Origin of the sequence: Methanolobus vulcani (assembly GCF_006546655.1) — an archaeon.
GTDB classification, from domain to species: domain Archaea; phylum Halobacteriota; class Methanosarcinia; order Methanosarcinales; family Methanosarcinaceae; genus Methanolobus; species Methanolobus vulcani_A.
Genome location: NZ_VIAQ01000019.1, coordinates 104,063 through 126,193, shown reverse-complemented (window position 1 = coordinate 126,193; position 22,131 = coordinate 104,063). Strand labels below are relative to the sequence as shown.

The window sequence follows — 22,131 nt, the reverse complement described above, 5'->3', positions numbered from 1 at the left end:
TAGTGAAAAGGTGTTAATTTGCAACAGGATTATACTTCATCATCATCTGAGTCTAAATCCATATTCGAGAAGGACTCAAAATATGTAATGCAGACATACGGCCGCCAGCCAATTGTTCTTGAAAGTGGGAAAGGTTCTCTGGTCTACGATATCGAAGGCAGGGAATATGTGGACTGTGTTGCCGGAATTGCAGTGAACAATATTGGCCATTGCCACCCACGTCTTACAGAAGCACTACAAGAGCAGGCTGAGAAACTTATTCATGTTTCCAACCTATACTACACGCAGCCACAGGCAGAGCTTGCCGAGCAACTTGTCAATGTGACTGGTATGGATCGTGTGTTCTTCTGTAACTCAGGCACAGAAGCAGTGGAATCCGCAATGAAACTTGCAAGGGCAACAACCAAAAAGACAGATTTCATTGCAGTGGAACACTCTTTCCACGGACGTACAATGGGTGCGCTGAGTCTTACATACAAGGATATGTACCGTGCACCATTCAAGCCTCTTGTTCAGGAAGAAAAGTTTGTATCTTTCAATGATGCGCAGGCAATAGCCGATGCCATCACACCAAACACAGCGGCTGTTATAGTTGAACCAATACAGGGAGAAGGTGGCATAAATGTTCCTTCACAGGACTATCTGAAAGAGGTTCGCAAGATATGTGATGAGAATGAAGTTCTCCTTATCTTTGATGAGGTCCAGACTGGTTTTGGAAGGACAGGAGCCTGGTTCTGCAAAGAACACTTTGGTGTTGAACCTGATATCATGACAATGGCCAAGGCTATAGGAGGCGGTTTCCCAATGGGTGCTATAGCTGCCCGTGAAGGTATCTCCTTCAACCGGGGTGAACACGCAGCAACATTTGGAGGAGGTCCACTTGCATGTGCTGCAGCACTTGCTTCAATTGATGTGATCCGTGAAGAGAATCTCGTCCAGCGCTCAAAGGAAATGGGTGAGTACTTCCGCAGTGAACTAAGTAAGATTTCCGCCGATGGATTTGTTGAAGTTCGTGGTAAGGGTCTTATGATCGGTGTCCAGTTCGATCGCAAGTGCGCTGACCTTGTGGATTATGGACGTAAGAATGGTGTTCTTCTGAACTGCACCTCCGAAACAGTACTGCGTATCGCTCCTCCGTTGGTGATCACTAAAGAGCAGATTGACAGGGTGGTGGGCGTACTTGAGCAGGCCTGAGCTAATCAAGGACGTTGTAAATTCCATTGCAGAATATGTTCCGGGAAAGTCCATTGAAGAGATTGCAAAGAAATATGGCATCGACCCAAAGTTAATCATAAAACTGGGTTCCAATGAGAATGTTCTTGGTCCGTCACCAAAAGCAGTTGAAGCTCTCATATCGTATGCATCAAAAGTGAATATATATCCTTCAGCCGATGCTTCCGAGCTTGTGGAAGCTATTTCTGAGTACACAGGTCTTCCGGTAGAGAATATATGCGCTTCCGGTCCAGGCATGGATGGTTTACTTGATAACATGATGCGTGTGCTCATTGAACCTGGTGATGAGGTTGTAATTCCAACTCCCACATTCTCCTATTATGAGATTGCAGCAAGGGCAAATGGAGCAACTGCTATTCATGTAGCTCCCGGTGAAGGGCTAAACTTCAATATGGCTGCCATAAAAGAAGCAATTACCGACAGGACAAAGGTTGTATTCCTCTGTTCTCCTAACAACCCGACAGGTATGCTCACTTCAGAAGAGTATGTCCGTTCTCTTCTTGAGTCTACAAAGGGACTTGTGTTCGTGGACGAGGCATATGTTGAGTTTGCAGACAGTAATCTCTCAAAACTGGTTCTTGAATACGATAACCTTGTAATTGGAAGGACTTTCTCAAAAGCATTCGGGCTTGCAGGTCTGAGAATTGGATATGGTTTGATGCCTGAGTGGCTCAAATCCCAGTATATGAAGATTGCAACTCCTTTCAATGTAAGTCTGCCTGCTGTAATGGCTGGAGTCGCAGCACTTTCAGATTCGGAATATCTGAAGAAAAGCATCTCAATGACTGTGGAAGGTCGCAAGTTCCTGGCTGAGAATATACCTTTCAAGGTTTATGATTCACAGGCAAATTTCATCCTTGTGGATGTTTCACCTCTGATTGCAAAAGATGTTTCAGAATCTCTTATGAAAAAGGGTATAATTGTCAGGGATTGCAGGTCATTCAAAAATGCCGGTGAATCACTGATACGTGTGACAGTGGGAACCAGGGAGCAGAATGAAAAAGTAGTATCAGCCTTTGAAGAAGCAAAGGCCGGTTCTAATTGAATCTAATTAGCAAAAATCAATATATCTTTTCTATTTTCATAAGCGGATAGTCAAGTTCGGTGTCAAATGCCAGACTGACATCCACTTTTGCACCTTTGAATACTGCTGTGATCTTGACATCCAGCATACGTCCTTCCAGTTCGCAATATCCGTATTTGCCGTTAAGTTTGGAGCGTATCATATCCCTGTTTATGGAAACACTGATCTTCTCAACGCAAGGCTGGACTGAAATACTTTCCTGTATTCCTTTTTCCAGACTCTCAACAGTTTCCAGATTTACCGGTGAGCCTGTGAACTGGTGATAGAGAGCACCGAGTTTTATACCTGCTTCAAAAAGTACGTTGTCCCTGTCAGTTATCACTTCGTTTTCCTGCATAGTGTACCTCTTTGTTCTTCTTGATAATTGGTGAGATTATGTAAATTGCCATAAGTCCTGAAAGCATTGATGCCATTACATGGGTATATTCGATATTTATAAAATATGAAATAATGGTTACAGCAAATATCATTGAAAGGAGAGCAAGTATGTTCTTATTCCTTGCTTTGAGGTATGTCACATTGCTGATCATGAGTAGTCCAAGTATGATAGCCAGTGCAGCCATGATATAAGAATCAAAGAATCCATTGTCCATGAGCAGATATGCTGATATGGATATTCCTCCTGCGGTTATTGGTAAACCGCTGAATGCGTTCATACCAAGGTGCATCGTGTTAAATCTGGCAAGTCTCAGAATGCCGCATATGAAATAGAATAACATTGCAAGGAGCAGAATGTACTGTGCCTTTGTTCCGGTGGCAGATGAGTATGTGATTATAACAGGTGCAGCACCAAAAGAAATGGCATCTGCAAGTGAGTCCAGATTACCTCCGATCTCGCTGGACGAGAACCTGCGGGCAAGTTGTCCGTCAGCGCCGTCAGCAACTGCAGCAATTAGTATGAGCAGTGGTGCTAGATAAGTAAAACCATCAAGGACAATAATAATGGCAATGACCCCACACAATGCATTCAGAATAGTGACTATATCAGGTAGTTTTAATGTATGGAGTATCTGGTTCACTTCCTTTATTTAATTCTGGCAATGACCGTTTCACCGGCAAATAAACGGTCCCCTTTCTTAACATGTATATCAAAGTTTTCAGGAATTGTGACATCGACCCTTGATCCAAAGCGTATCATTCCAAAACGCTGACCTTGTTTCATGTAATCTCCTTCCTGAACATAGGAGACAATTCTGCGTGTGACTGTTCCTGCTATCTGTATAACTTCAACCAGGCCATGTTCTGTTTCTATAAGGGTATGGCTTCTTTCGTTGCGATCAGAGTCTTTGCAGAATGCAGGGATATATCCACCTTTTTTATGTTCGATAGTGTGTATCTTTCCGGTAATTGGCAACCTGTTTACATGAACATTCTGGAAGTTCATGAAAATACAGATTTTCCTACCCCTGATGTCTACAACTCTGCCATCGGCAGGTGAGAGCATATGACTGTCATGTTCTTTTATTTCTCTTTCGGGGTCCCTGAAAAAGAATAAGAAGAAAATCGTTCCTGCTAGTGCAATTATTGCGATAGGTCCGGAATATGGGACTTTGTATAGCAGGTATGCAAAGAAGCTTACCACACTTACAGCGATGGATGTTAATATCCAGGGAAAAGAACCTTTTGCAAGCATTTATTGGTTTCCTACTACTTTATAGAATAGCTTCTGAAAAAATCCGGTAACCAAAAACCAGACTCCTTCGATCAGGTCTACCAGTTCCGGCAGTATGCGCATGACCAGATAAGCAATTACAAATAACGCAATTCCTGATCCTATCTTTGCTATGGTATTGTGAGCAATTTCAAAGCTTTCAGGACCAAACCACTGGTATCCATAGGCCATAATTACGAAAACATCCCTTATTATATTTAAAATGTATATGACTGGTACTGAAGTTATGAATGCTGCTGCCAACCTTTTGACTGGTGCATTTACTGATGCAATGAGGCCTATGAATAGTGCTATGCTCTCAATGGCAGTGCAGGCAAGGATAATCTCTACTGTGTATCCATTAAGTTGAATTTTGTTCCATGCTACAAGCTCTGCCGGGATATTCAGGTAATGGAGGGTAAGTAGCACAGTATCTGTGACCTGGGATATGATTCCTACATTGAGGATTTCCATTTGTGCAAATGGGAAATAGAATATACAACCAAGGGCAGTCGCACTTGTAGCCATTGTTGTGACGTCCGGTAAAGGTATTTTATTTTCCCTGTATTCTTTGAACATGGTGTATGCTATGATCAGGCAGACTATTCCAACGACTATTACCAGAGCTACGTTGAAGTAATCTTTAATTTCCATATAATGAATTGGCTGGTAGAACCAGTGTATGGAAAAGAATACCCATCCTGCCGCAGACACCATTCTGCGGCTTTTTTCAGTTTTAGGAATTATTGATCCAAGTAGCATTAAAGCCACTGCAATCCATAGAACATTTTCAATCATCTAAGCACACCTTTAATAGGTATGGCATCTATATATTTGATGTAGCCTATTAAGTTTTTGTTCCTTATGCCACCCAGTACGCCTAAACTGACAGTAGATGCCGTGATCATCTTAAATGGAAAAATAGTCCTGATTCAGCGAAAAAATCCTCCTTTTCAGGGAAAATTAGCACTTCCTGGAGGTTTTGTAGACATTGGTGAGACAACAGAAGAAGCTGTTGTGCGCGAGGTTCTTGAAGAAACAGGTCTTACCATAGAAATAGTTAAGTTACTTGGGGTATATTCTGAACCTTCGCGTGATCCCCGCGGGCACACAGTGAGTGTAGTGTACCTGACTTTGGGGAATGGTGTACCAAAAGCAGATTCTGATGCAAAGGCGGTGCATTTGCTCAGTCTTGAAGATATACCGCGAATGGCTTTTGACCATAACTTAATAATAGATAATGCGAGAAGTGATATTGATGGAATTTTGTCCCGAATGTAAAAGTATGATGTTTCCTTCAGGTGATACATTTAAGTGCAGAAAATGTGGTTATGTAAAGGGAAAACAAGGTACCGAGGAACTGGTGTCAAAAGAATCCAGGGAGAAAAGAGATGTCACTGTGCTTGAAGGGAATGTGGATCAGGGTCTTCCTACAACCACAGTGAGATGTGAGGAATGCGGTAACAACACTGCATACTGGTGGCTGCGCCAGCTTAGATCCGCTGATGAATCAGAGACACGTTTCTTCAAATGTACAAAATGTGGCTGTACCTGGCGTGAATACGACTAAGGATATCTGATACTTTTTCTTAGTTTTGGATATTTAAAAGAAAAGTTATATTAGTTATTAGATATAATGACCTAAAAATTTAATTTATTGGTGGCTAATCCATATGTTCAAGGCAACTATTGATGCAGATATTTTAAAGACTGCAATTGAAACTCTTTCGGTTCTTGTTGATGAAGCACGTTTCAGGATTTCTCCTGAGGGCATAGTTGTAAGGGCAGTTGACCCTGCAAATGTGGCCATGGTGAGTTTTGATCTTAATTCGAGTGCTTTTGATGAATTCAATGCTGATGACTCCGAGATAGGCATGGACCTGTCAAAGATCAATGATATTTTCAGTGTTGCAGGTAGGGATGAAAAAGTCGTCATGGAACTTGATGAGATGTCTCAGAAAATGTCACTACATCTTGGTGGCCTCTCATATACTCTTGCCCTGCTTGATCCATCAACTATCAGGGCAGAACCAAGGATTCCACAGCTAGAGTTGCCTGCTGAGGTTGTCCTTAATGGAAAAGACCTCCAGAGGGCTGTAAAAGCTGCCGAGAAGATCAGTGACCACATGTTGCTTGGTATTGATGAGGATGTCTTTTACATGGAAGCTGAAGGTGACACTGACCGTGTACGTCTTGACATGACTCGTGACAGTCTTATTGACCTGAAATCAGGTGAGGCACGCTCACTTTTCTCACTGGATTACCTGTCCGATATAGTCAAACCTGCTTCCCGTTCCAATGAAGTTACTGTTGAACTTGGAAAGGATTTCCCTGTGAAGATTGGTTTCGCCATTGCAAATGGTGCAGGTAAGGTTGGTTATCTTCTGGCTCCAAGGATCGAATCAGACTGATCTATGGATGAAAAAGACTTTGCACTATATCCTTACATTTCCGGGGCATCGGCACACGTAAAGAGCCTCGGGATGTCCCTTGACCGCTTGGTTACTTCCAGAGCCATGGAATCGGCACGAATTCGTGGTAAGGAACGTGTTATGCAGGCGATCGAAGGTGAGCTGTTCAAGCCTTCTCTTTCTGCATCAGATGAGCAGAAGATATTGCTGGAACTGCTTTCCTATCCTTTTTCAAGAATACTTGTTTCTAGCATTGATGATTCATTTCTGACCCGAAGGTATTGTCTTGCAGAGGCTGTTGCCTCATATAAACTTCTGAAGACTTCAGATCTTGATTTTCTGGAAGAGTTCGCGTCTGATTTTTCAGTTTACCCTGATAGAAGCGATACCGGTTTTAAACTACATTTCACCTCATATATCAGAATGGCGAGCTCCCTAAAAGCAATTGAGTGGAAGCTCGTTAACCGTAAGCTTCACCATGGAAATGTGAATGTTTCAAAAGAGGAATTCTCCCGTCTTTTACAGGAGCTGATCAAGGAACGTGTTGAACATAACCTGCCTATGCCTGTGAATGAGGAGCTTGTAGAGTCATGCGAGCCATATCTTGTAGAAATACAAGAATTACTTGAAGAAAGAAAGAGTACTTTCGGTGATTCTGAATTCGAATCAGTTGAAACCGATCTTTTCCCTCCATGTATCACACATGCTATAGCTAATACACAGGCAGGTGTGAACCTTGCTCATTCTATGAGGTTTGCCATGACTGCTTTCCTGATAACCATAGGCATGACTGTGGATGATATTATGAATCTTTTTACCGCATCACCTGATTTTGATATCGAAAAAGCCCGATATCAGATAGAGCATATTGCAGGTTCTTCAGGTACTCATTACAAACCACCTTCCTGTTCAACAATGCAGACCTATGGTAATTGCTATGCTCCTGATGAGATGTGTAAGAAAATAAGCCATCCACTTAATTATTACAGCCGCAAGGTCTGGTTCAGGAAAAGGGATGCTCAAAAGGCTGCGGGAAATACCGTTCCTGATAAGTCTCAGAAGAATGACAGTTGACTTGATTTTGTAAAAAAGAATATTTGGGACATTATGTGTCCCACTAAGTTATTTTTAAACAGAACTGAACTGAATCACTTTACAGTATTCAGCTATGTTTATATTCCCTGCATTTCTCAACAAAACTCTTCACAGGGAACGATGCAGGATGTGCATGAGTATAACTTGCAAGTGCATTATGCTCGGTAAGTCCGTCCTTGCCATCGAGAATTCCTTTTCCTCTTTTCATGTCATATGCGAGCTTTGCATCGTTATCGCAGTACGTTGCGGAATAATGGAACTCATGTCCTCTTATAGGTCCTTTGATGAAGTTTCCGTTTGCGACTCCTTCGGTGTAGCCCAGTGCCTGGAGTTTCTTTGTCTGGACAGTTTCTGCAGGCAATACATTTGCCATCTTGTAGACTGTCCCTTCAATTTCATAGGATGATGACATATATTGCAAACCGCCGCATTCCCCGTACATTGGCATGCCTTCTGCTGCAAGGTCTTTGAGAGCTTTTGTTGTCTTGGATTTCTCAAGCTCGGAAATGTAAAGCTCAGGGTAGCCTCCTCCAAAGTAGAATCCGTCCACATCCGGAATTTCTCCTTTTATAGGACTGAAAAACTCAACTTCTGCTCCTGCATTTTTGAAAGCCTCGAACATGTCCTGGTAGTAGAAACAAAATGCACTGTCATATGCAATACCGATTTTCAGGTCTGCTTCCAGTTCCTCTTCCTTTTCAGGCGCTTCATAATCCTGTGTTGTTTTTGAGAGTTCGATTATAGCATCAAGGTCTATGTTCTCTTCAATGAATGCAGCCAGGCTTTCCGTATCGAAATCAAGTTCATTTGCCATGTATAATCCGAGATGTCTTGAAGGCACAGTTACGTCCTTATTACGTGGCAGTGTTCCGACAACGGGGATGTCAGGTATTGAATCTATGATCATCTGTGCATGTTTTGGGCTTCCGACTTTATTCAGGATCACGCCGGCAATCTTTACGTCCGGGTCAAACTGGGAAAATCCCTTGACAATAGCTGCGGCACTTCTTGACATTCCATGCACATTTACAATTAATATTACAGGAATCTTAAGTGACTTGGCAACATGAGCGGAACTTGCAATCTCTGTAGCATCCATACCGTCAAAGAGTCCCATGACACCTTCCACGATGTTAATGTCAGTGTTCTCAGAATGCTTTGAAAAAGTGTTCCTTACACCATCCACCTGCATCATATAAGTATCAAGATTTCTCGATGGCTTGCCGCAGATAGCTGTATGATATGTTGGATCTATGTAATCAGGTCCTACTTTGAAAGGTTGAACTATCATCTCTCTTCGTTTAAGGGCAGCCATGATGCCCATGGAAACTGTCGTTTTTCCAACGCCACTGTTGGTACCTGCAAGCAACACCGCATTTGTCATGGTGTTTATTGTGTATAGTTCGGATATATGTATTATTCCCTCAGGTGAGGATTCAAAACGATTAAATAAATGACGTATATCTAAGTACTATGTCTTCTCCGGAAACAACAGAACTTCTTACTGACTCTTACGGACGCACAGTCCGAAGTTTGAGAATGTCTGTAACCGACCGCTGTAATCTTAATTGCATATATTGCCACAATGAAGGCCATATAGGGCACAGTAAAGAAATGTCAGTGGATACTATTGTTAATATCGTTGAAGTTGCATCTGGTTTTGGAATTAACAGATTGAAGATATCCGGTGGTGAACCACTTCTTAGAAAAGACCTTGAGGAAGCACTTGTTCGCCTTCCAGAATTAAGGGATGTTTCCATGACCACGAATGCTGTTTTGCTAAAGGACAGGGCATCTTCTCTGAAGGATGCCGGTCTTGACAGGGTCAATATAAGTCTTGATAGTCTTGACCCGGATAAGTATCACACTATCACTAAGTGTGGAAAGGGTATTTTTGACAGGGTGCTTGATGGAATACATGAAGCTGTTGACGTTGGCCTTACTCCTGTAAAACTCAACATGGTTCTCCTCAAAGATTTTAATGATGATGAGGTCAAAGATATGCTGGAATTTACGCGTGGATATGGCGGGGACGTTATCCTGCAGTTGATCGAACTCATGGATTTCAGGGATCTTCCGCAGTACCGGATAGATGCCAATGAAGTAGAACGCTCATTATTGTCAGTCTCTTCTGATGTACATGTGCGTGAACTACATAAAAGGAAAAAATATATTATCAATGGTGCAGAAGTCGAATTTGTCAGACCGGTCGACAATACTGAATTCTGTGCAAACTGTAATCGTTTAAGAGTAACAGCAGACGGAAAACTAAAACCTTGCCTTCTGGTAAGTGATAATATGGTTGATGCCTCAGGGGCCAGTGTGGAAGAATTGCCTGATCTTTTCAGGCTGGCTGTCAGCAGGCGTGTACCGTTCTGCAAAAGTTGAAGGAGTAGTAAAAATGGAAGTCGTACTTACAGTAGATGGGAAGGATGTCGAGATAAATCATTTCGTGCAGTCCATACTTGGCAGCACGGTTATTGGAGCCATCACAACACTTCATGGCGTTGAAGATGACTGCAAAGAAGTCGTTATCAAAGTAAAACCGTAGTTCCTGATATTGCATCGGGAACCATTTTGTCGATTTTTAAGTATCTGTGATTTTAATTCTTATTACAATTGTTTACAGCAGGTGCTCTATTTCTGAGAAATCAATAGGTGATGTTGCGTCAAGTGATATGGGTGTCACAGAGACATTTCCATTGTTCATAATGGCATGAACATCGGTTCCTTCTTCTTCATCAACTATCAGTTCACCTGCAATCCAGTAATATGGTCTTCCTCTGGGGTCATGTCTTTCTTCAACATCGGTCTTGAAGAATTTCCTGGCAAGATGTGTGATCTCTATATCGGGTTCTTTTTCTACGTGATGTGGGATGTTCACATTAAGCAGGTCCACATTTTCAGGCAGGCCATGTTCAAGTACTTTCTTTGCGATTCGGTTGACAACTTTTATAGCGACATCATAGTCATGCTGAAAATTCCTGTTATCATCAAATTTGTCTCCTTCTTCCATGACCTGAATGGACGCTGCAATGGCAGGAACTCCATAACTTGCTCCTTCCAGTGCCGCACCAATTGTGCCGGATGTTGTGATGGTATCAGTGCTGATATTTTCGCCGATATTGAATCCTGAGAGGATAAGATCAGGCATTTGTTTCATGACTGCGAAAATTCCCAGTATTACGGAGTCTGTAGGTGTGCCTGCTACTGCATTAACGTCAATTCCATTGATTGTTGTTTGTGTAATCCTGAGCGGCTCAAAAATGGATATTGACCTTCCAACACCACTTTGCTGTGTCATGGGGGCGGATACTGTCACATCCCCCAGATCTGAAACACTTTTCCAGGCAGCATGTATCCCTGTGGAATAAACACCATCATCATTGGTAACAAGTATCTTTTTTGACATGTCTGTATCAATTGCCAGACAATGCCTTAAAACTAATGCCTTATACAGTTTAATTATGATTATCGGGATTTCTGATCAAAAATAATTCGATGAGAATATATTCTCAGGGGAATGAAATATTAAAAAAGGTATAATTGGAGGTGATTTTGAATTATATGAATTCACACGTTTGCGTAAATTCTATCTTTTCTTTGTGATGTAGCAGGGAATCCTTCCTGTTCGGACATGTCTGCAAGCGCTTTGACTTCTTCCAGGACTTCAATTTTATCGCTCATCTCATCAAGTGTGAAGATCATTTCTTCAATGGCCTTGTTCTCATCAGTACTCAGGCAGGGACTATCCTTTACGATTTCCAGTAGTATTGAAGCGTCGTCGATTACTTGGGCCAGAATTGTCCGGTCCATATAAGATTTTGCTTCTTCAGAATCACTGCCAGACAGGGTTGAGTTGAATTCATTGAGTTGTTCCTCAAACAATCCCACATCGTAGTGTGCGCTTCTGAAGATTTTTTTAACATAATCTTCTCTATAGACCTGTTTTGAGTTTTTCAATACTTTCAGAAGTTTTTTATAGTCCATGGTTTTCATCCTGGGGCTGGGTGCAGGTACCTTTCCCTCATCCCGTGCAAATTTCGTCACGTAAGGTCCTGCTACTTATAATCTCGAAGTTGATTTACTGGATTGTTGCTTCATTCCCAAGATTATGTCTTATTGTTTCAACAGGCATTACTCTGTTGAAGCTTGCATCTGAGAACTGTCCGCCATTCACATCATATTCCCGTTCGATATCAATTCCATAATCGCCGTCCATCTCTTCGATTATAGGATCGCACAGGTATACTTGCAGGCTGCCACTTGCATCCATGAATACGGATGGTCTGACACCTGTATTATTATATTCTTCCACTAACCCTCTGAATACTAATGACATGTAGCGCATTGATTCCATCGGTCATCACCAGTAATTCATTTTCATGGTCATGCACTTAAACATAATGTGCGGATTTTTCATGTTATGTGCAAAGTATTTCGCATTCATGTTCACAATATGGGGGAAATCATGTTCGTGATTTGTCGATAAAAAGCAACAATATAAATTATTGGTCATGTATATTTATAATACTCTTTATATATTGCATTGTGTGGCACACAGGTAAAGAATCTCTGATAAGAAACGTTTTTAATCATTGGTGCGATAGTTGGAAGAATAAATCTGACTATTATTAGAATTAGACTAAAACAATCATCCAGTTGGAATATTTATGCTTGAAGACGAATATCAGCTTGATTATTTTTTAGAGAATGGATTCGTTCGCAAACAGTGCTCTAAATGTGGAAAACATTTCTGGACCCGTGATCTTGAAAGGGTCACGTGTGGAGATGCGCCATGCGATCCATACTCATTTATCGGTAATCCCGTATTTAAGAAAAAGTTCGACCTTGCGGAAATGCGTGAGTATTACTTGAACTTCTTTGAAGAGAAAGGCCACACAAGGCTTGAAAGATATCCTGTTATCGCAAGGTGGAGAGATGATATCTATCTGACAATTGCTTCCATTGCGGATTTCCAGCCATTTGTTACTTCCGGGCAGGTACCACCACCAGCAAATCCTTTGACCATTTCACAGCCATGCATCCGTCTTTCTGACCTTGATGCGGTTGGTAGAAGTGGCCGCCATCTGACCACATTTGAAATGATGGCTCACCACGCCTTCAATAAAAAAGGCGAAGAAATATACTGGAAAGACCACACAGTAGAATTATGTGATGAACTTTTCAATTCCCTTGGTGTTGATCCACTGGCAGTGACCTACAAAGAGGAACCATGGGCTGGCGGTGGAAATGCCGGTCCTTGTGTAGAGGCACTTATCGGCGGTCTTGAGGTTGCGACCCTTGTGTTCATGGATCTCAAGCAGTCAAAAGACGGTGATATCTCCATAAAAGGCGATAACTACCGCAAGATGGACAACTACATTGTGGACACTGGTTACGGTCTTGAAAGGTTTGTATGGGCATCCAAAGGTTCTCCTACAATATATGACGCAGTTTTCCCAGAAATTGTCAACGAACTCATGGATCTGGCTGGTGTTAGCCATGAACTTGATAACTCAGAATATGCTAATATCCTTGCTCAGAATGCCCGTCTTGCAGGTCTTATGGACATTAGCGAAAAGGCCAATCTCTTTGAGCTGAGAAAACAGGTCGCTTCCAGCATCGGCACAACCGTGGAGAAACTTTCATCCATCATGGAACCAGTTGAGACTGTATACGCTATCACTGACCACACACGTTGTCTGACATTCATGCTTGCCGATGGTATCATTCCTTCCAATGTTAAGGCCGGATACCTTGCAAGGCTTGTACTGCGCAGGACACTCAGGATGATGAAGGACATGGGCATTACAGTTCCATTGTCTGATATTGTAAGGATGCATATCAATAACCTGCCGGAATATCCTGAGTTTGGGGAGAAGTTTGATGTTATACAGGACATCCTTGAACACGAGGAGCGCAAGTTCGGTGAAACCCTTGAACGTGGAAAGCGCATGATCAAGAAGTCTGCCAAACACTACAAGGAATCCGGGCAGAGCATGCCTCTTGAAAGTATTATCGAGATGTATGACAGTCACGGAATTCCACCTGAGATCTCAAAAGAAGCAGCATCTGAGGTTGGTGTGGCTGTAGATCTTCCTGACAATTTCTATTCACTTGTTGCCGAAGGACACAGCAAGGCTGAAGCAAAAGAGGAAAAAGTCTTCCCATACGCAGAAAGAGTTGCCAAGCTTCCAAAGACCAAGAAACTGTTCTATGATGAGCCTACAAGAATGAACTTTGAGGCAGTCATACTTGACGTATTTGATAATCATATAGTACTTGACAGCACATTATTCTATCCGGAAGGTGGTGGGCAGCCTGCAGACTATGGTACAATGGTCATTGAGGATGTATTGCACAATGTCATTGACGTTCAGGGTGTAGATGGTGTTGTCGTTCACATTATCGAAGAATCTGAAGATGAGTTCCATATTAAGAAGGGTGACATGGTACAGGGACATGTGGACGAAGAACGCCGTATGGCTCATGCATGTCACCACACTGCAACTCATATTGTCAATGATGCCGCACGTAAGGTACTTGGTGGTCATGTATGGCAGGCCGGTGCCCAGAAATCCGTGGACCGCGCACGTCTTGACATTTCACACTACAAACGCATCTCTCTGGAAGAGCTCAACCAGATCGAGTTGATAGCCAACCGTACTGTCATGGAGAACCAGCGTGTTATTGCAGAATGGATGGACAGGATCGATGCTGAGAAGAAATATGGTTTTGGACTGTATCAGGGAGGCGTTCCTCCTGGAAGCACTATTCGTGTTCTGAAAGTTGCTGATGACATCGAGGCATGTGCAGGTACTCACTGTACCAGCACAGGACTTGTTGGTCCTATCAAGATGCTTAAGACTGAGCGTGTTCAGGATGGTGTTGAGCGTATTGAGTATGCAGCAGGTCTTGCAGCTGTCAGGGCAACACAGGAAATGGAATCATATCTTAGCCAGGCAGCAGATGCACTTCGTGTCAGGCCAGAACATCTTCCATCCACAATTGACCGTTTCTTCAATGAATGGAAGGAATTCAAGAAAGAGAATCAGAGACTCAAGGATGACCTTGCGCACGTTCATGTGCTCCAGATGGCCAACGAGGCTGTCAATATCGCAGATATGCGCCTTGTGGCAAAATGCATACCTAACGCAGACATCGATGAGCTTGTCAAGATTGCCGGTGAACTGACAACCAGTGAAGACATGGTTGTACTTCTGGCAAGTGATGCAGGCGGTGTTAAAATAGTCGGTGCTGCAGGTGAAGACGCACTTAAGGCCGGAGCAGATGCCGGAAAGATTGTCCGGGCTATGTCACAGGTAGTTGGCGGTGGCGGCGGCGGAAAGCCTGCCATGGCCCGCGGTGGTGGTGTTGATGCCAGTAAGATCGATGAAGCACTTGCTGCAGGACAGAGCCTTCTTGGAGATCAATTAAATAATTAGATATGTATATATATCTATAGATTGTAACACACCAGTATGATACCTGGTGAGGTTAAAGAGTTCTTTTCATCCCAGTATGGAAAGTCCCTTCTTGTAAAGGGGCAGCCTGGTACTGGGAAAACCACTTTTGTCTTTGGAATACTTGATGAGATATGCCCCGAAGGCAATTGTGTTTATATTTCACCGCGCATTGATAAAGCCTCAGATTATGGAAATTATCCCTGGATCGAAGGCGATTTTAATAATAATGAAGATTTTCTGCGTATGCTGGCATCCCGCATAAAAGTCATATGGGAATCCAGTGACACTAAACCAATTATTGTTGTAGATTCAATTGATTCCCTGAGCATTGCGACAACACGTTCCTCTGATTGGGAAAGTAACAAATTTGAGCTTGAACGTTTGCTATTCGATTTTTCACGCAAGGTCAATGCCGATCTTATAATGATCACAGAGCAGTCCGATATCACATCCCTTGATTATCTTGTGGATGGTGTGGTGTTCCTTGAGATATCAGAGATTTCCGGACGCGACATAAGAAAAATAAACCTGCTCAAGATACGCGGTGTTGAGCTTGCACAATCAAGATATCCGTTTACTCTTGATGGTGGCCATTTCAGGAGCTTTGAACCGTTCACTGTTTCATATCCTGAACAAACACAGGTTCCACGTCCTCTTTCTGATCCGGAGGAAAGCAAGATCTCTACCGGTATGCATGATTTTGACGAGATACTTGCCGGAGGGTATCAAAAAGGAAGTTTCAATCTTTTTGAGATCACAAGTGGTGTAGGCGACTCTTTCTACAGTTTATTGTTACCGACATTCATAAATCACCTCAAACTTGGTCGCGGTCTTCTCAGCATGCCCACAGAAGGTACCAGTGTTGAGACCGAAAAGCGTATGATCTCTCCATTTACAGGAGATAATCACTTCCAAGGTCAGTTTGTGGGATTTGAGATAAGAGACATTAAAGGTAGAATTCCTGCATACATTGAACCTTTCTCAGGTAATGTCTACAAAGACATGGATATTTTCCACAAGGCCAAGAATGAAATTCTGCGCCAATGCGGTTCACCTGTTTTAGATTATATTGGTCTTGACAGTATGGAATACAATTACGGATGGGAAAACATTGGTTCTATAATAGGGCAGATGGCATCTATTACAAAAACAACCGATAATGTTGTTCTTGCTGTCACAAAATATGGCCAGAGAATTACCGAGTCTGTAGCGCACATGGCCACAACTCACTGGAAGTTTGAAAATGTTGACAAGACCCTTGTTATGTATGGTGTGGTACCAAAAACCGGTGTTTTTGCTGTTCAGATGGAGTTTGTGTCAGGTTACCCGCAGGTTAACCTCATTCCTATGAAATGAGTAATTTACATGCTGTAAGCATTTTCTTCCCAAACATTAATAAGAAAATAATACTAATAATATTTACTAAACAAAATTAAAAGGTACTTGGCAATGAATCCTCAAACGCAGGAAATCCTTTCAACCCTCAGAACAGAGCTGTCCCGGAAAAACACATTATTCCTTGCTCCTGTGGATAGTTTTATTGAGAGGCTTGTCTATTTTTTTGTATCGGACATACTGAAAGAAGAATCTGAAAGAGCCGTGGTGTGGCTATGCCTTAACTCTTCCAGGGATAAAATATTGTCAAGATTTGAGGATTTTGGATTTGACATCACTTATGGTGGAAAAATGTTTTTCATTGATATTGATGCACCAGGTAAGGAGCACCATGATGATACATTCTACTGCAGCTCAGTTGCAGATTATACAAAGATGGCATCCCATATCTCGAATATCTTTCAGGATCATCAAAACTCAGTGCTAATTATAGACAATATGAATGTGCTTGCAAGTGACACAATGCAAGTAGTGGAGAATTTTGTCCAGTTCATAGAAAAGAAAGTAGCAGAGAACGATGGTAGTATCGTTTCCATGCTTTCAAGGAACATTCTGCCCTCTGAGACTGAGGTTCTTATCACTTCATTCTTTGATGTTGTTATTGATACCACCAATGTAGGTGAGATCCATGCTGAAATTGGTATGAAGGATTTTGATTACAGGTACTCGGTGGAAGAAGGGTCTATTGAATTAGAGCCTATGCAAAAGAAGATCAAGCGTGAACGCCTGAAGATTCTTATTGTTGATGATGAACCCGACATTCCAGAGCTTCTCAAGCTATCTCTTATAAGTGAACCCTATGATTTCCTCGTGGCTCATAATGGTCAGGATGCTATCGATCTCACACTTAAAGAGCTTCCAGATCTTATTCTTCTTGATATCATGATGCCTGATATGGATGGCTATGAAGTGGTAGAGAATCTTAAAAAGAGCAAGGCTGCAAGCGATATTCCTGTAATTATGATCTCAGCTAAAACAGCTATTGAGGATAAGGTCAAAGGTATGGAACTTGGAATTGATGACTACATTTCCAAACCATTTGACAAAAGAGAGGTCAAAGCAAGAATTAAAATGGTAATGCGTCGTCTTGGTTGGGTTGACGAGGAATAATTATATATTCTTTTAACTAATCTTCTATTATATATTTATAATCAAAACGTCTTAGGAGATGTATCATTAATGTGTCCCAAAATCATGGTTGTGGATGATGAACCCGATACCATAGATCTCATAAAGTTGATCCTGGAATCCGAGGATATAGAAGTCGTCGGAGCAAATAGTGGATTTGAATGTCTTGAATCAATTGAAGAGGAACGGCCGGATGCAATTTTACTTGATATCATGATGCCTGATATGAATGGTTGGGAAACTTTCCATAAGATCAAAGAAAAAGAGCCAGTTCTTCCAGTTGCCATGCTTACGGTAAAAAGTCAGGAATTTGATAAAATGCTTGGTCTGCATGTACTCAAGGCAGATGACTACATCACAAAGCCTTTCAGCAGAAAAGAACTGATCAAGAGAACAAAAGAATTGCTGGAAATGAAACTTCAGTGATCCAGCACTTCATATAATATTGTTTTTCCCTCTTTTACAAAAAGGTGTGCCTTTCTTTCGCCATCTAATCCGTTTTCCAGTTCATTGCGCACATCCCAGTACTTTTCAGGCTCAATAGCTGCCCGGACAATAACTTTTCCAAATGAGTTCTTCTTAAGGTAAGAATTGATCTGTGAAAAGTCAGTGCCAGTAACAAGCAGCTTCTTATATCTATTCTTAAAAAGGCTGTTCTTAATCTCATTTTTTGAACTGAGAAGTGTTCTTTTCTCATCAATCTCAAAGATGGCAATATCATCTGATTCTTTTTTAAGCTCTGCCACAAGCTGTTCAAGCAGGCCTGCTTTGGTTACGCATTCTTCAGGCTCATAGGCGTAAAGGGACGTTTCCGTAACTTTGATGGCAGGTTCAACAGTATCTGTTTTTCTGATGATATTGCTTCCGGGAAGTGCAACAGCAGAAATATCTGCTTTTTTCAAATCTCCAAAATAAAGGTTAAGGCGGTTAAGCTTTCCTTCCAGGGACATGTATTCTCTTTCACAGTCAAAAGGTATTTTTTCAGGAGACAACTGTGGAGGCGCTTCAAATGTGAAATTCGATGAAATCTCTGCATAAGCTTTCATTACTTCGGGGATGGAAGGACTGAGATTATCTATACTTCTCTCCTTTTCAGTAGGTGGTCTTGCAGGATCTGAAAAAACAACGTCCAGATGAGGTAACTTTCCAATAACTTCAGGGGATAATGCATCTCCTACAATAAATTCGATGTTATCAACACCCATTATCCTGGCATTCTTTTTTGCAAATGCTATCTTCTTCGGGTCAATTTCAATAGCATAGACGAAATCACAGTATTTGGCAAAAAAGAGGGCCTGACCGCCAATACCACAACTGATATCTGCGATTGTTTTACATTGCAATCTTTTAGCCCTGTATTCCGCTACAGGTTCGGGAGTTGCAAATCTTATACCATCCTTGTCGGATATCATTTCTGTTTTGAATTGCTTCTTACGTGCCATGGACTTCTCCTACAAGTCGGGTAAACAATTTAAACTCATCTGATTTCACAGTAAGTTCGACGCATGTTTTATTCATAATTTATATATATTATTAAGGGTATATTGTTTGACGTATAGATATATCTCTCACAAATTAAATAAAACCAGTGGAACTATGGCCGGATTTAGTGATAAAATCAAAAAAGTAACCTCTGTTCTTTCCAAAAAGAAGAAGAGTAAAGGGGGCGATTCTCCGTTTGGTAGCGAAGCTCCTCCTTTCATGCAGGGCGTACCTGATCTTGGTTCAGTTCCGGATCTGGCTTCCGGCATGCCACCTGCGCCAGGTTCACCCGGCTTTCCTCCAGGTGCACCTGCCGATTCTGCATTTCCTCTTGGTATGGCTCCTCCGGGAGCAGCTCCTGGTGGTCCACCGGGAATGCCCCCACAAGCCGCTCCTCAAGCTGCTTCTGTAGATAATGAGATGTTGGAGGAGAATCGCAAAAAAATCAAAGATGTTGAGTCTAAAGTATCAAAAGCAGATGCCACTCTCAACATGGTGCAGAGGGACAATGAGGAAATTAGAAAAACGGTTGATAAGATCGACCAGAGTGTCCTTGAATTATTATCCCTGTATGAGATCGTATCCAATCAGGTCAATCCTTTTGTAGGGGATGGTGCTGGTTCCAGGGATACCATCGAGAGATTTGAAAAAACAGAGACCCGCCTTACTGAAATGGGCGACATGATTGTTCTTTTGAAAAACGAGTTTGATGCTACTGCTCAGAAACTAAGTATGCCAACAGGTATCTCTGAAGAAGCCGCTTCCAGAATGCAGGATTTTGAATCCAAAATGGATGCATTTGCAGATGCCATGGTAATGATGCATGAAAGTATTGAGCAACTAAACTCAAAAACAGATGAATTATTCACACGTACCGATTCACTTAATCAGAATTTAGTGGACATTGCAGAAACTACATCCGCCATAACCACCAGACTCGATGATCTTGAGAGTCGTCCAGTTGCTACAGGTAGCTCTAATTCTGTTCCTTCAAAAGGTGATGAAAAATCAAAGGCTGCAATAAGTGATCAGGAAGATGAAGAATCAGAAGATGCTGAATTGGAAGACGGAAGCACTTCGCTTGCAAAGAAATCCTCATTACCACTTGTAAGGCTGGAATTCATCAAAGCCGATCCTACCAGTGTAGTTGTCCTGCTTAACTGGATAGAGTTCCTGATGGAAAGGGTTGGAAGGAATAACCTGATGGATGCTCTTGATTATTATGTTGACATTGGCTGGATAAGTGAGGATGTAATGTCAGAGATCATGGCATATGCTCGTGGAATTGATTATTATGTGGAAAAGCCTACATGGCGGCTTTTGCCAGAGGATCACACAAAATCCCTGCTATTTATTGAAAGACTCTCCGGACGCAAGATAGACAGAAACATGCTTAGTTCCATTGACAGGGAAATGTCAAAGGTAAAGCACGGTCTGGAGGAATTGTATGGGATTTGAGCTTTCCGTTGTGGCAGTGATATTTTTCATCACTGCTCTTGTAATTGGCTCATTTTCATATTCCATGCTTAACACTTCAAATGAGATTGTAAGCGATGCTTCTGAAGATCAATATCAAATGCAGAATTCAAAGCTAAAAACAAATCTTGAAGTACAAAGCGCTGTTCCCGAGAACCACTCCGGGACCTATAATCTAACAGTGACACTTTCAAACACGGGCAGTGAAACCATTCGTTTTGATGAGCTCAATGTTCTCGTTGATGGTAATCTGGAATCTTATGGATATAGTGAAATTGCAGCTACCTGGACACCTGCAGAGACACGAAGTATGACAGTCACTGACCTTTCCGGTACAGGATCTCATCGTGTAAAAGTTGTAACTCGCAATGGTGTTTCTGCTTACAGTTCTTATACCGTCTGAACTGAATAACAATCTTATATACTATTAATTATATATTACTTCTCTAATTCTATTTGCATCGGGCTGGCAAAAAACATGAAAAGCATGCTAAGAACAGAAAAAAAGACCTTACTGGAGGATACAGGTGCAGAAACAGCAGTAACGCACATGATTTTCTTCATAGCCGCAATGGTTCTGGCTATCAGCGTAGTTGTTCTTGTCTCCGGCAATGTCCAGTCCATGGTTGCTTCTTCCAGTGCAAGCAGTAAGATAGTGTCCGAACAGATGAGGACAGATATAACAATCGTAAATGATCCTGAGATAATTCCCTATGACAATGTTTCCGGCAAATACACATTTTACGCAAAGAACACCGGTAAGACCGAACTAGCTCCGGAATATGTTACCGTACTTGTGGATGGTATCCTTCTGGAACCGGCAAGTGTTGATGCGGCATTGACAGATGGTGATGTTGTATGGAGGCCCGGTGATATTCTCCAATTGAATGTAACCACTACCCCATCACCACTGGATGAAGGTGATCATAGAGTGCTTGTTGCAGCTGACAATGGTAAATCCGGTGCGATGAGTTTCAAAACGTAATAAGAGGCAAATAATGGCAAAGATCAATGAATTTGCAATCCCCCGGGATGATCTGAATGATAAATTGGGAGGAGGCTTTCCTGCCGGTTCACTGGTAGTGATTGAAGGTGGCAGTGGCGGAGGAAAAAGCACAATTTCCCAGCGTTTTTCATTCGGATTGAATGAAAACGATGTCAGTGTAACACTTGTCTCTACACAACTGACAACAAAGGGCTTTATCAACCAGATGTATTCAATGGACTATCCAATAGCTCCATTTCTTTTGAATGGTCTGTTATTGTACATTCCTGTAATCCCGCTGGTACAGGCGGCAAAATCCCGTTTTGATTTCATTGAAAGATTAATGGCTGCTGAAGAGCTTTTCGAGAAGAATGTGGTAATAATCGATACTCTTTCCTCGCTTATCAAATACAGTGCAAACACTGAGAAAACCCTTGACCTGATATCATTCTTTAAAAAATTGAATGGTATGGGAAAGGTCATTATTCTTACAATCGAACCAAATCAGCTAACAGAGGACATTGCTTCAATGTTCCGCTCTTCCTGTGATGTGTACATTACTCTCAAATCAAAGCCTCTTGGAAGTGAGGTTAAAAGGACTATTGTAGTGAACAAATTCACAGGTGCCAAGGGTCCTGTAGGACAGATGATCGGTTTCAGAATAGAGCCAAAGGTTGGTCTTGTAGTAGAGATCGCTTCAGTATCATAATCTTAAAGGTAGT

Annotated in this window: 25 protein-coding genes; 16 read left to right on the top strand and 9 right to left on the bottom strand. The window is 41.9% G+C overall.

All coding sequences use genetic code 11. The features are described from left to right. The first annotated feature begins 87 nt into the window (after positions 1-87). Positions 88-1,194 (top strand): acetylornithine transaminase, encoded by a 1,107-nt coding sequence (locus FKV42_RS11940; protein ID WP_154810684.1) that lies wholly within the window; start codon positions 88-90, stop codon positions 1,192-1,194. Next, positions 1,181-2,278, top strand: coding sequence for a histidinol-phosphate transaminase (gene hisC, locus FKV42_RS11935; protein ID WP_154810514.1), 1,098 nt, complete (start codon positions 1,181-1,183; stop codon positions 2,276-2,278). The genes FKV42_RS11940 and hisC overlap by 14 nt, the downstream gene beginning before the upstream one ends. A 16-nt stretch (positions 2,279-2,294) precedes the next feature. On the opposite strand, the gene FKV42_RS11930 is transcribed toward hisC, so the two are convergent. The 4 genes from FKV42_RS11930 to artA are packed head-to-tail and all read right to left on the bottom strand — an operon-like array spanning position 2,295 to position 4,766. Then, the gene (locus tag FKV42_RS11930; protein WP_154810513.1) at positions 2,295-2,654 is read right to left on the bottom strand and encodes a dihydroneopterin aldolase family protein; all 360 of its coding nucleotides are present in this window, start codon (positions 2,652-2,654) and stop codon (positions 2,295-2,297) included. Beyond that, entirely contained in the window at positions 2,629-3,336 is a 708-nt protein-coding gene (locus FKV42_RS11925) for an archaetidylserine synthase (protein ID WP_196214129.1), read from the bottom strand. Before FKV42_RS11925 ends, FKV42_RS11930 begins: the two co-directional genes overlap by 26 nt. Before the next feature lie 5 nt (positions 3,337-3,341). Beyond that, positions 3,342-3,950: a phosphatidylserine decarboxylase gene (locus tag FKV42_RS11920; protein WP_154810511.1), complete on the bottom strand. Its 609-nt coding sequence runs from the start codon at positions 3,948-3,950 to the stop codon at positions 3,342-3,344. Then, positions 3,951-4,766 carry an archaeosortase A gene (artA, locus tag FKV42_RS11915; protein ID WP_154810510.1) on the bottom strand — a complete coding sequence of 272 codons (816 nt, stop codon included), beginning with the start codon at positions 4,764-4,766 and terminating at the stop codon, positions 3,951-3,953. It lies immediately after the preceding gene. A 66-nt stretch (positions 4,767-4,832) separates the two neighbouring features. On the opposite strand from artA, the gene FKV42_RS11910 reads away from it, so the two are divergent. The 4 genes from FKV42_RS11910 (at position 4,833) to priL (ending at position 7,453) form a co-directional block, all read left to right on the top strand. Continuing rightward, positions 4,833-5,249, top strand: a complete 417-nt coding sequence (locus tag FKV42_RS11910; protein ID WP_154810509.1) for an NUDIX domain-containing protein — start codon at positions 4,833-4,835, stop codon at positions 5,247-5,249. Next, positions 5,227-5,538: a transcription factor S gene (locus FKV42_RS11905; RefSeq protein ID WP_154810508.1), complete on the top strand. Its 312-nt coding sequence runs from the start codon at positions 5,227-5,229 to the stop codon at positions 5,536-5,538. Before FKV42_RS11910 ends, FKV42_RS11905 begins: the two co-directional genes overlap by 23 nt. 103 nt (positions 5,539-5,641) lie before the next feature. Then, a complete protein-coding gene (locus tag FKV42_RS11900; protein ID WP_154810507.1) occupies positions 5,642-6,379 on the top strand; it encodes a DNA polymerase sliding clamp in 738 nt (245 codons plus the stop codon). Positions 6,380-6,382: 3 nt separating this feature from the next. Continuing rightward, entirely contained in the window at positions 6,383-7,453 is a 1,071-nt protein-coding gene (gene priL / locus FKV42_RS11895) for a DNA primase regulatory subunit PriL (protein ID WP_154810506.1), read from the top strand. Between the two features lie 88 nt (positions 7,454-7,541). On the opposite strand, the gene FKV42_RS11890 is transcribed toward priL, so the two are convergent. Beyond that, complete coding sequence (locus FKV42_RS11890) at positions 7,542-8,858, bottom strand: cobyrinate a,c-diamide synthase (RefSeq protein ID WP_154810505.1); 1,317 nt, start codon at positions 8,856-8,858, stop codon at positions 7,542-7,544. 89 nt (positions 8,859-8,947) lie between these two features. On the opposite strand from FKV42_RS11890, the gene moaA reads away from it, so the two are divergent. Further along, positions 8,948-9,862 carry a GTP 3',8-cyclase MoaA gene (moaA, locus tag FKV42_RS11885; RefSeq protein WP_154810504.1) on the top strand — a complete coding sequence of 305 codons (915 nt, stop codon included), beginning with the start codon at positions 8,948-8,950 and terminating at the stop codon, positions 9,860-9,862. A gap of 13 nt (positions 9,863-9,875) precedes the next feature. Then, positions 9,876-10,025, top strand: a complete 150-nt coding sequence (locus FKV42_RS14030; RefSeq protein ID WP_196214128.1) for a hypothetical protein — start codon at positions 9,876-9,878, stop codon at positions 10,023-10,025. Between the two features lie 72 nt (positions 10,026-10,097). Here the strand turns inward: FKV42_RS14030 and surE are convergent, their stop codons facing one another. The 3 genes from surE to FKV42_RS11870 form a co-directional block, all read right to left on the bottom strand. Beyond that, positions 10,098-10,886 (bottom strand): 5'/3'-nucleotidase SurE, encoded by a 789-nt coding sequence (gene surE / locus FKV42_RS11880; RefSeq protein WP_394348068.1) that lies wholly within the window; start codon positions 10,884-10,886, stop codon positions 10,098-10,100. Positions 10,887-11,047: 161 nt separating this feature from the next. Next, positions 11,048-11,464: a hypothetical protein gene (locus FKV42_RS11875; protein WP_154810502.1), complete on the bottom strand. Its 417-nt coding sequence runs from the start codon at positions 11,462-11,464 to the stop codon at positions 11,048-11,050. Between the two features lie 94 nt (positions 11,465-11,558). Next, complete coding sequence (locus FKV42_RS11870) at positions 11,559-11,834, bottom strand: hypothetical protein (protein ID WP_230375688.1); 276 nt, start codon at positions 11,832-11,834, stop codon at positions 11,559-11,561. A 313-nt stretch (positions 11,835-12,147) separates the two neighbouring features. Here FKV42_RS11870 and alaS point away from each other — a divergent pair, with 313 nt between their 5' ends. The 4 genes from alaS to FKV42_RS11850 all read left to right on the top strand — a co-directional run bounded on the left by alaS (position 12,148) and on the right by FKV42_RS11850 (position 17,892). Then, complete coding sequence (gene alaS / locus FKV42_RS11865; protein WP_154810501.1) at positions 12,148-14,922, top strand: alanine--tRNA ligase; 2,775 nt, start codon at positions 12,148-12,150, stop codon at positions 14,920-14,922. A gap of 36 nt (positions 14,923-14,958) precedes the next feature. Beyond that, on the top strand, positions 14,959-16,299 hold the full coding sequence (gvpD, locus tag FKV42_RS11860) for a gas vesicle protein GvpD P-loop domain-containing protein (RefSeq protein WP_154810500.1): 1,341 nt from the start codon (positions 14,959-14,961) through the stop codon (positions 16,297-16,299). A gap of 93 nt (positions 16,300-16,392) precedes the next feature. Beyond that, a complete protein-coding gene (locus FKV42_RS11855) occupies positions 16,393-17,448 on the top strand; it encodes a response regulator (protein ID WP_154810499.1) in 1,056 nt (351 codons plus the stop codon). Between the two features lie 69 nt (positions 17,449-17,517). Beyond that, the gene (locus FKV42_RS11850; RefSeq protein ID WP_154810498.1) at positions 17,518-17,892 is read left to right on the top strand and encodes a response regulator transcription factor; all 375 of its coding nucleotides are present in this window, start codon (positions 17,518-17,520) and stop codon (positions 17,890-17,892) included. Here the strand turns inward: FKV42_RS11850 and FKV42_RS11845 are convergent. Continuing rightward, entirely contained in the window at positions 17,886-18,908 is a 1,023-nt protein-coding gene (locus tag FKV42_RS11845; protein ID WP_154810497.1) for a methyltransferase domain-containing protein, read from the bottom strand. The two genes, FKV42_RS11850 and FKV42_RS11845, sit on opposite strands and share 7 nt — an antisense overlap. Positions 18,909-19,062: 154 nt before the next feature. On the opposite strand from FKV42_RS11845, the gene FKV42_RS11840 reads away from it, so the two are divergent. The 4 genes from FKV42_RS11840 to arlH all read left to right on the top strand — a co-directional run bounded on the left by FKV42_RS11840 (position 19,063) and on the right by arlH (position 22,118). Then, positions 19,063-20,406: a FlaD/FlaE family flagellar protein gene (locus tag FKV42_RS11840; RefSeq protein WP_154810496.1), complete on the top strand. Its 1,344-nt coding sequence runs from the start codon at positions 19,063-19,065 to the stop codon at positions 20,404-20,406. Then, a complete protein-coding gene (arlF, locus tag FKV42_RS11835; protein ID WP_154810495.1) occupies positions 20,396-20,827 on the top strand; it encodes an archaellum stator protein ArlF in 432 nt (143 codons plus the stop codon). The genes FKV42_RS11840 and arlF overlap by 11 nt, the downstream gene beginning before the upstream one ends. A gap of 84 nt (positions 20,828-20,911) precedes the next feature. Continuing rightward, the gene (gene arlG, locus FKV42_RS11830) at positions 20,912-21,409 is read left to right on the top strand and encodes an archaellum stator protein ArlG (RefSeq protein WP_230375687.1); all 498 of its coding nucleotides are present in this window, start codon (positions 20,912-20,914) and stop codon (positions 21,407-21,409) included. 13 nt (positions 21,410-21,422) lie between these two features. Continuing rightward, positions 21,423-22,118 (top strand): archaellum protein ArlH, encoded by a 696-nt coding sequence (gene arlH, locus FKV42_RS11825; protein WP_154810493.1) that lies wholly within the window; start codon positions 21,423-21,425, stop codon positions 22,116-22,118. Positions 22,119-22,131 lie beyond the last annotated feature (13 nt).

Excerpts from the sequence above, each read along its gene's own strand:
- FKV42_RS11900 (WP_154810507.1), top strand. The coding sequence starts at position 5,642 with ATGTTCAAGGCAACTATTGATGCAGATATTTTAAAGACTGCAATTGAA.
- moaA (WP_154810504.1), top strand. The coding sequence starts at position 8,948 with ATGTCTTCTCCGGAAACAACAGAACTTCTTACTGACTCTTACGGACGC.
- FKV42_RS11875 (WP_154810502.1), bottom strand. The coding sequence starts at position 11,464 with ATGGACTATAAAAAACTTCTGAAAGTATTGAAAAACTCAAAACAGGTC.
- gvpD (WP_154810500.1), top strand. The coding sequence starts at position 14,959 with ATGATACCTGGTGAGGTTAAAGAGTTCTTTTCATCCCAGTATGGAAAG.
- arlH (WP_154810493.1), top strand. The coding sequence starts at position 21,423 with ATGGCAAAGATCAATGAATTTGCAATCCCCCGGGATGATCTGAATGAT.
- FKV42_RS14030 (WP_196214128.1), top strand. The coding sequence starts at position 9,876 with ATGGAAGTCGTACTTACAGTAGATGGGAAGGATGTCGAGATAAATCAT.
- FKV42_RS11850 (WP_154810498.1), top strand. The coding sequence starts at position 17,518 with ATGTGTCCCAAAATCATGGTTGTGGATGATGAACCCGATACCATAGAT.
- arlG (WP_230375687.1), top strand. The coding sequence starts at position 20,912 with ATGCTAAGAACAGAAAAAAAGACCTTACTGGAGGATACAGGTGCAGAA.
- artA (WP_154810510.1), bottom strand. The coding sequence starts at position 4,766 with ATGATTGAAAATGTTCTATGGATTGCAGTGGCTTTAATGCTACTTGGA.
- FKV42_RS11910 (WP_154810509.1), top strand. The coding sequence starts at position 4,833 with ATGCCACCCAGTACGCCTAAACTGACAGTAGATGCCGTGATCATCTTA.
- FKV42_RS11930 (WP_154810513.1), bottom strand. The coding sequence starts at position 2,654 with ATGCAGGAAAACGAAGTGATAACTGACAGGGACAACGTACTTTTTGAA.
- priL (WP_154810506.1), top strand. The coding sequence starts at position 6,383 with ATGGATGAAAAAGACTTTGCACTATATCCTTACATTTCCGGGGCATCG.
- FKV42_RS11905 (WP_154810508.1), top strand. The coding sequence starts at position 5,227 with ATGGAATTTTGTCCCGAATGTAAAAGTATGATGTTTCCTTCAGGTGAT.
- FKV42_RS11920 (WP_154810511.1), bottom strand. The coding sequence starts at position 3,950 with ATGCTTGCAAAAGGTTCTTTTCCCTGGATATTAACATCCATCGCTGTA.
- FKV42_RS11855 (WP_154810499.1), top strand. The coding sequence starts at position 16,393 with ATGAATCCTCAAACGCAGGAAATCCTTTCAACCCTCAGAACAGAGCTG.
- surE (WP_394348068.1), bottom strand. The coding sequence starts at position 10,886 with ATGTCAAAAAAGATACTTGTTACCAATGATGATGGTGTTTATTCCACA.
- alaS (WP_154810501.1), top strand. The coding sequence starts at position 12,148 with ATGCTTGAAGACGAATATCAGCTTGATTATTTTTTAGAGAATGGATTC.
- FKV42_RS11845 (WP_154810497.1), bottom strand. The coding sequence starts at position 18,908 with ATGGCACGTAAGAAGCAATTCAAAACAGAAATGATATCCGACAAGGAT.
- FKV42_RS11890 (WP_154810505.1), bottom strand. The coding sequence starts at position 8,858 with ATGACAAATGCGGTGTTGCTTGCAGGTACCAACAGTGGCGTTGGAAAA.
- FKV42_RS11940 (WP_154810684.1), top strand. The coding sequence starts at position 88 with ATGCAGACATACGGCCGCCAGCCAATTGTTCTTGAAAGTGGGAAAGGT.
- arlF (WP_154810495.1), top strand. The coding sequence starts at position 20,396 with ATGGGATTTGAGCTTTCCGTTGTGGCAGTGATATTTTTCATCACTGCT.
- FKV42_RS11870 (WP_230375688.1), bottom strand. The coding sequence starts at position 11,834 with ATGGAATCAATGCGCTACATGTCATTAGTATTCAGAGGGTTAGTGGAA.
- FKV42_RS11840 (WP_154810496.1), top strand. The coding sequence starts at position 19,063 with ATGGCCGGATTTAGTGATAAAATCAAAAAAGTAACCTCTGTTCTTTCC.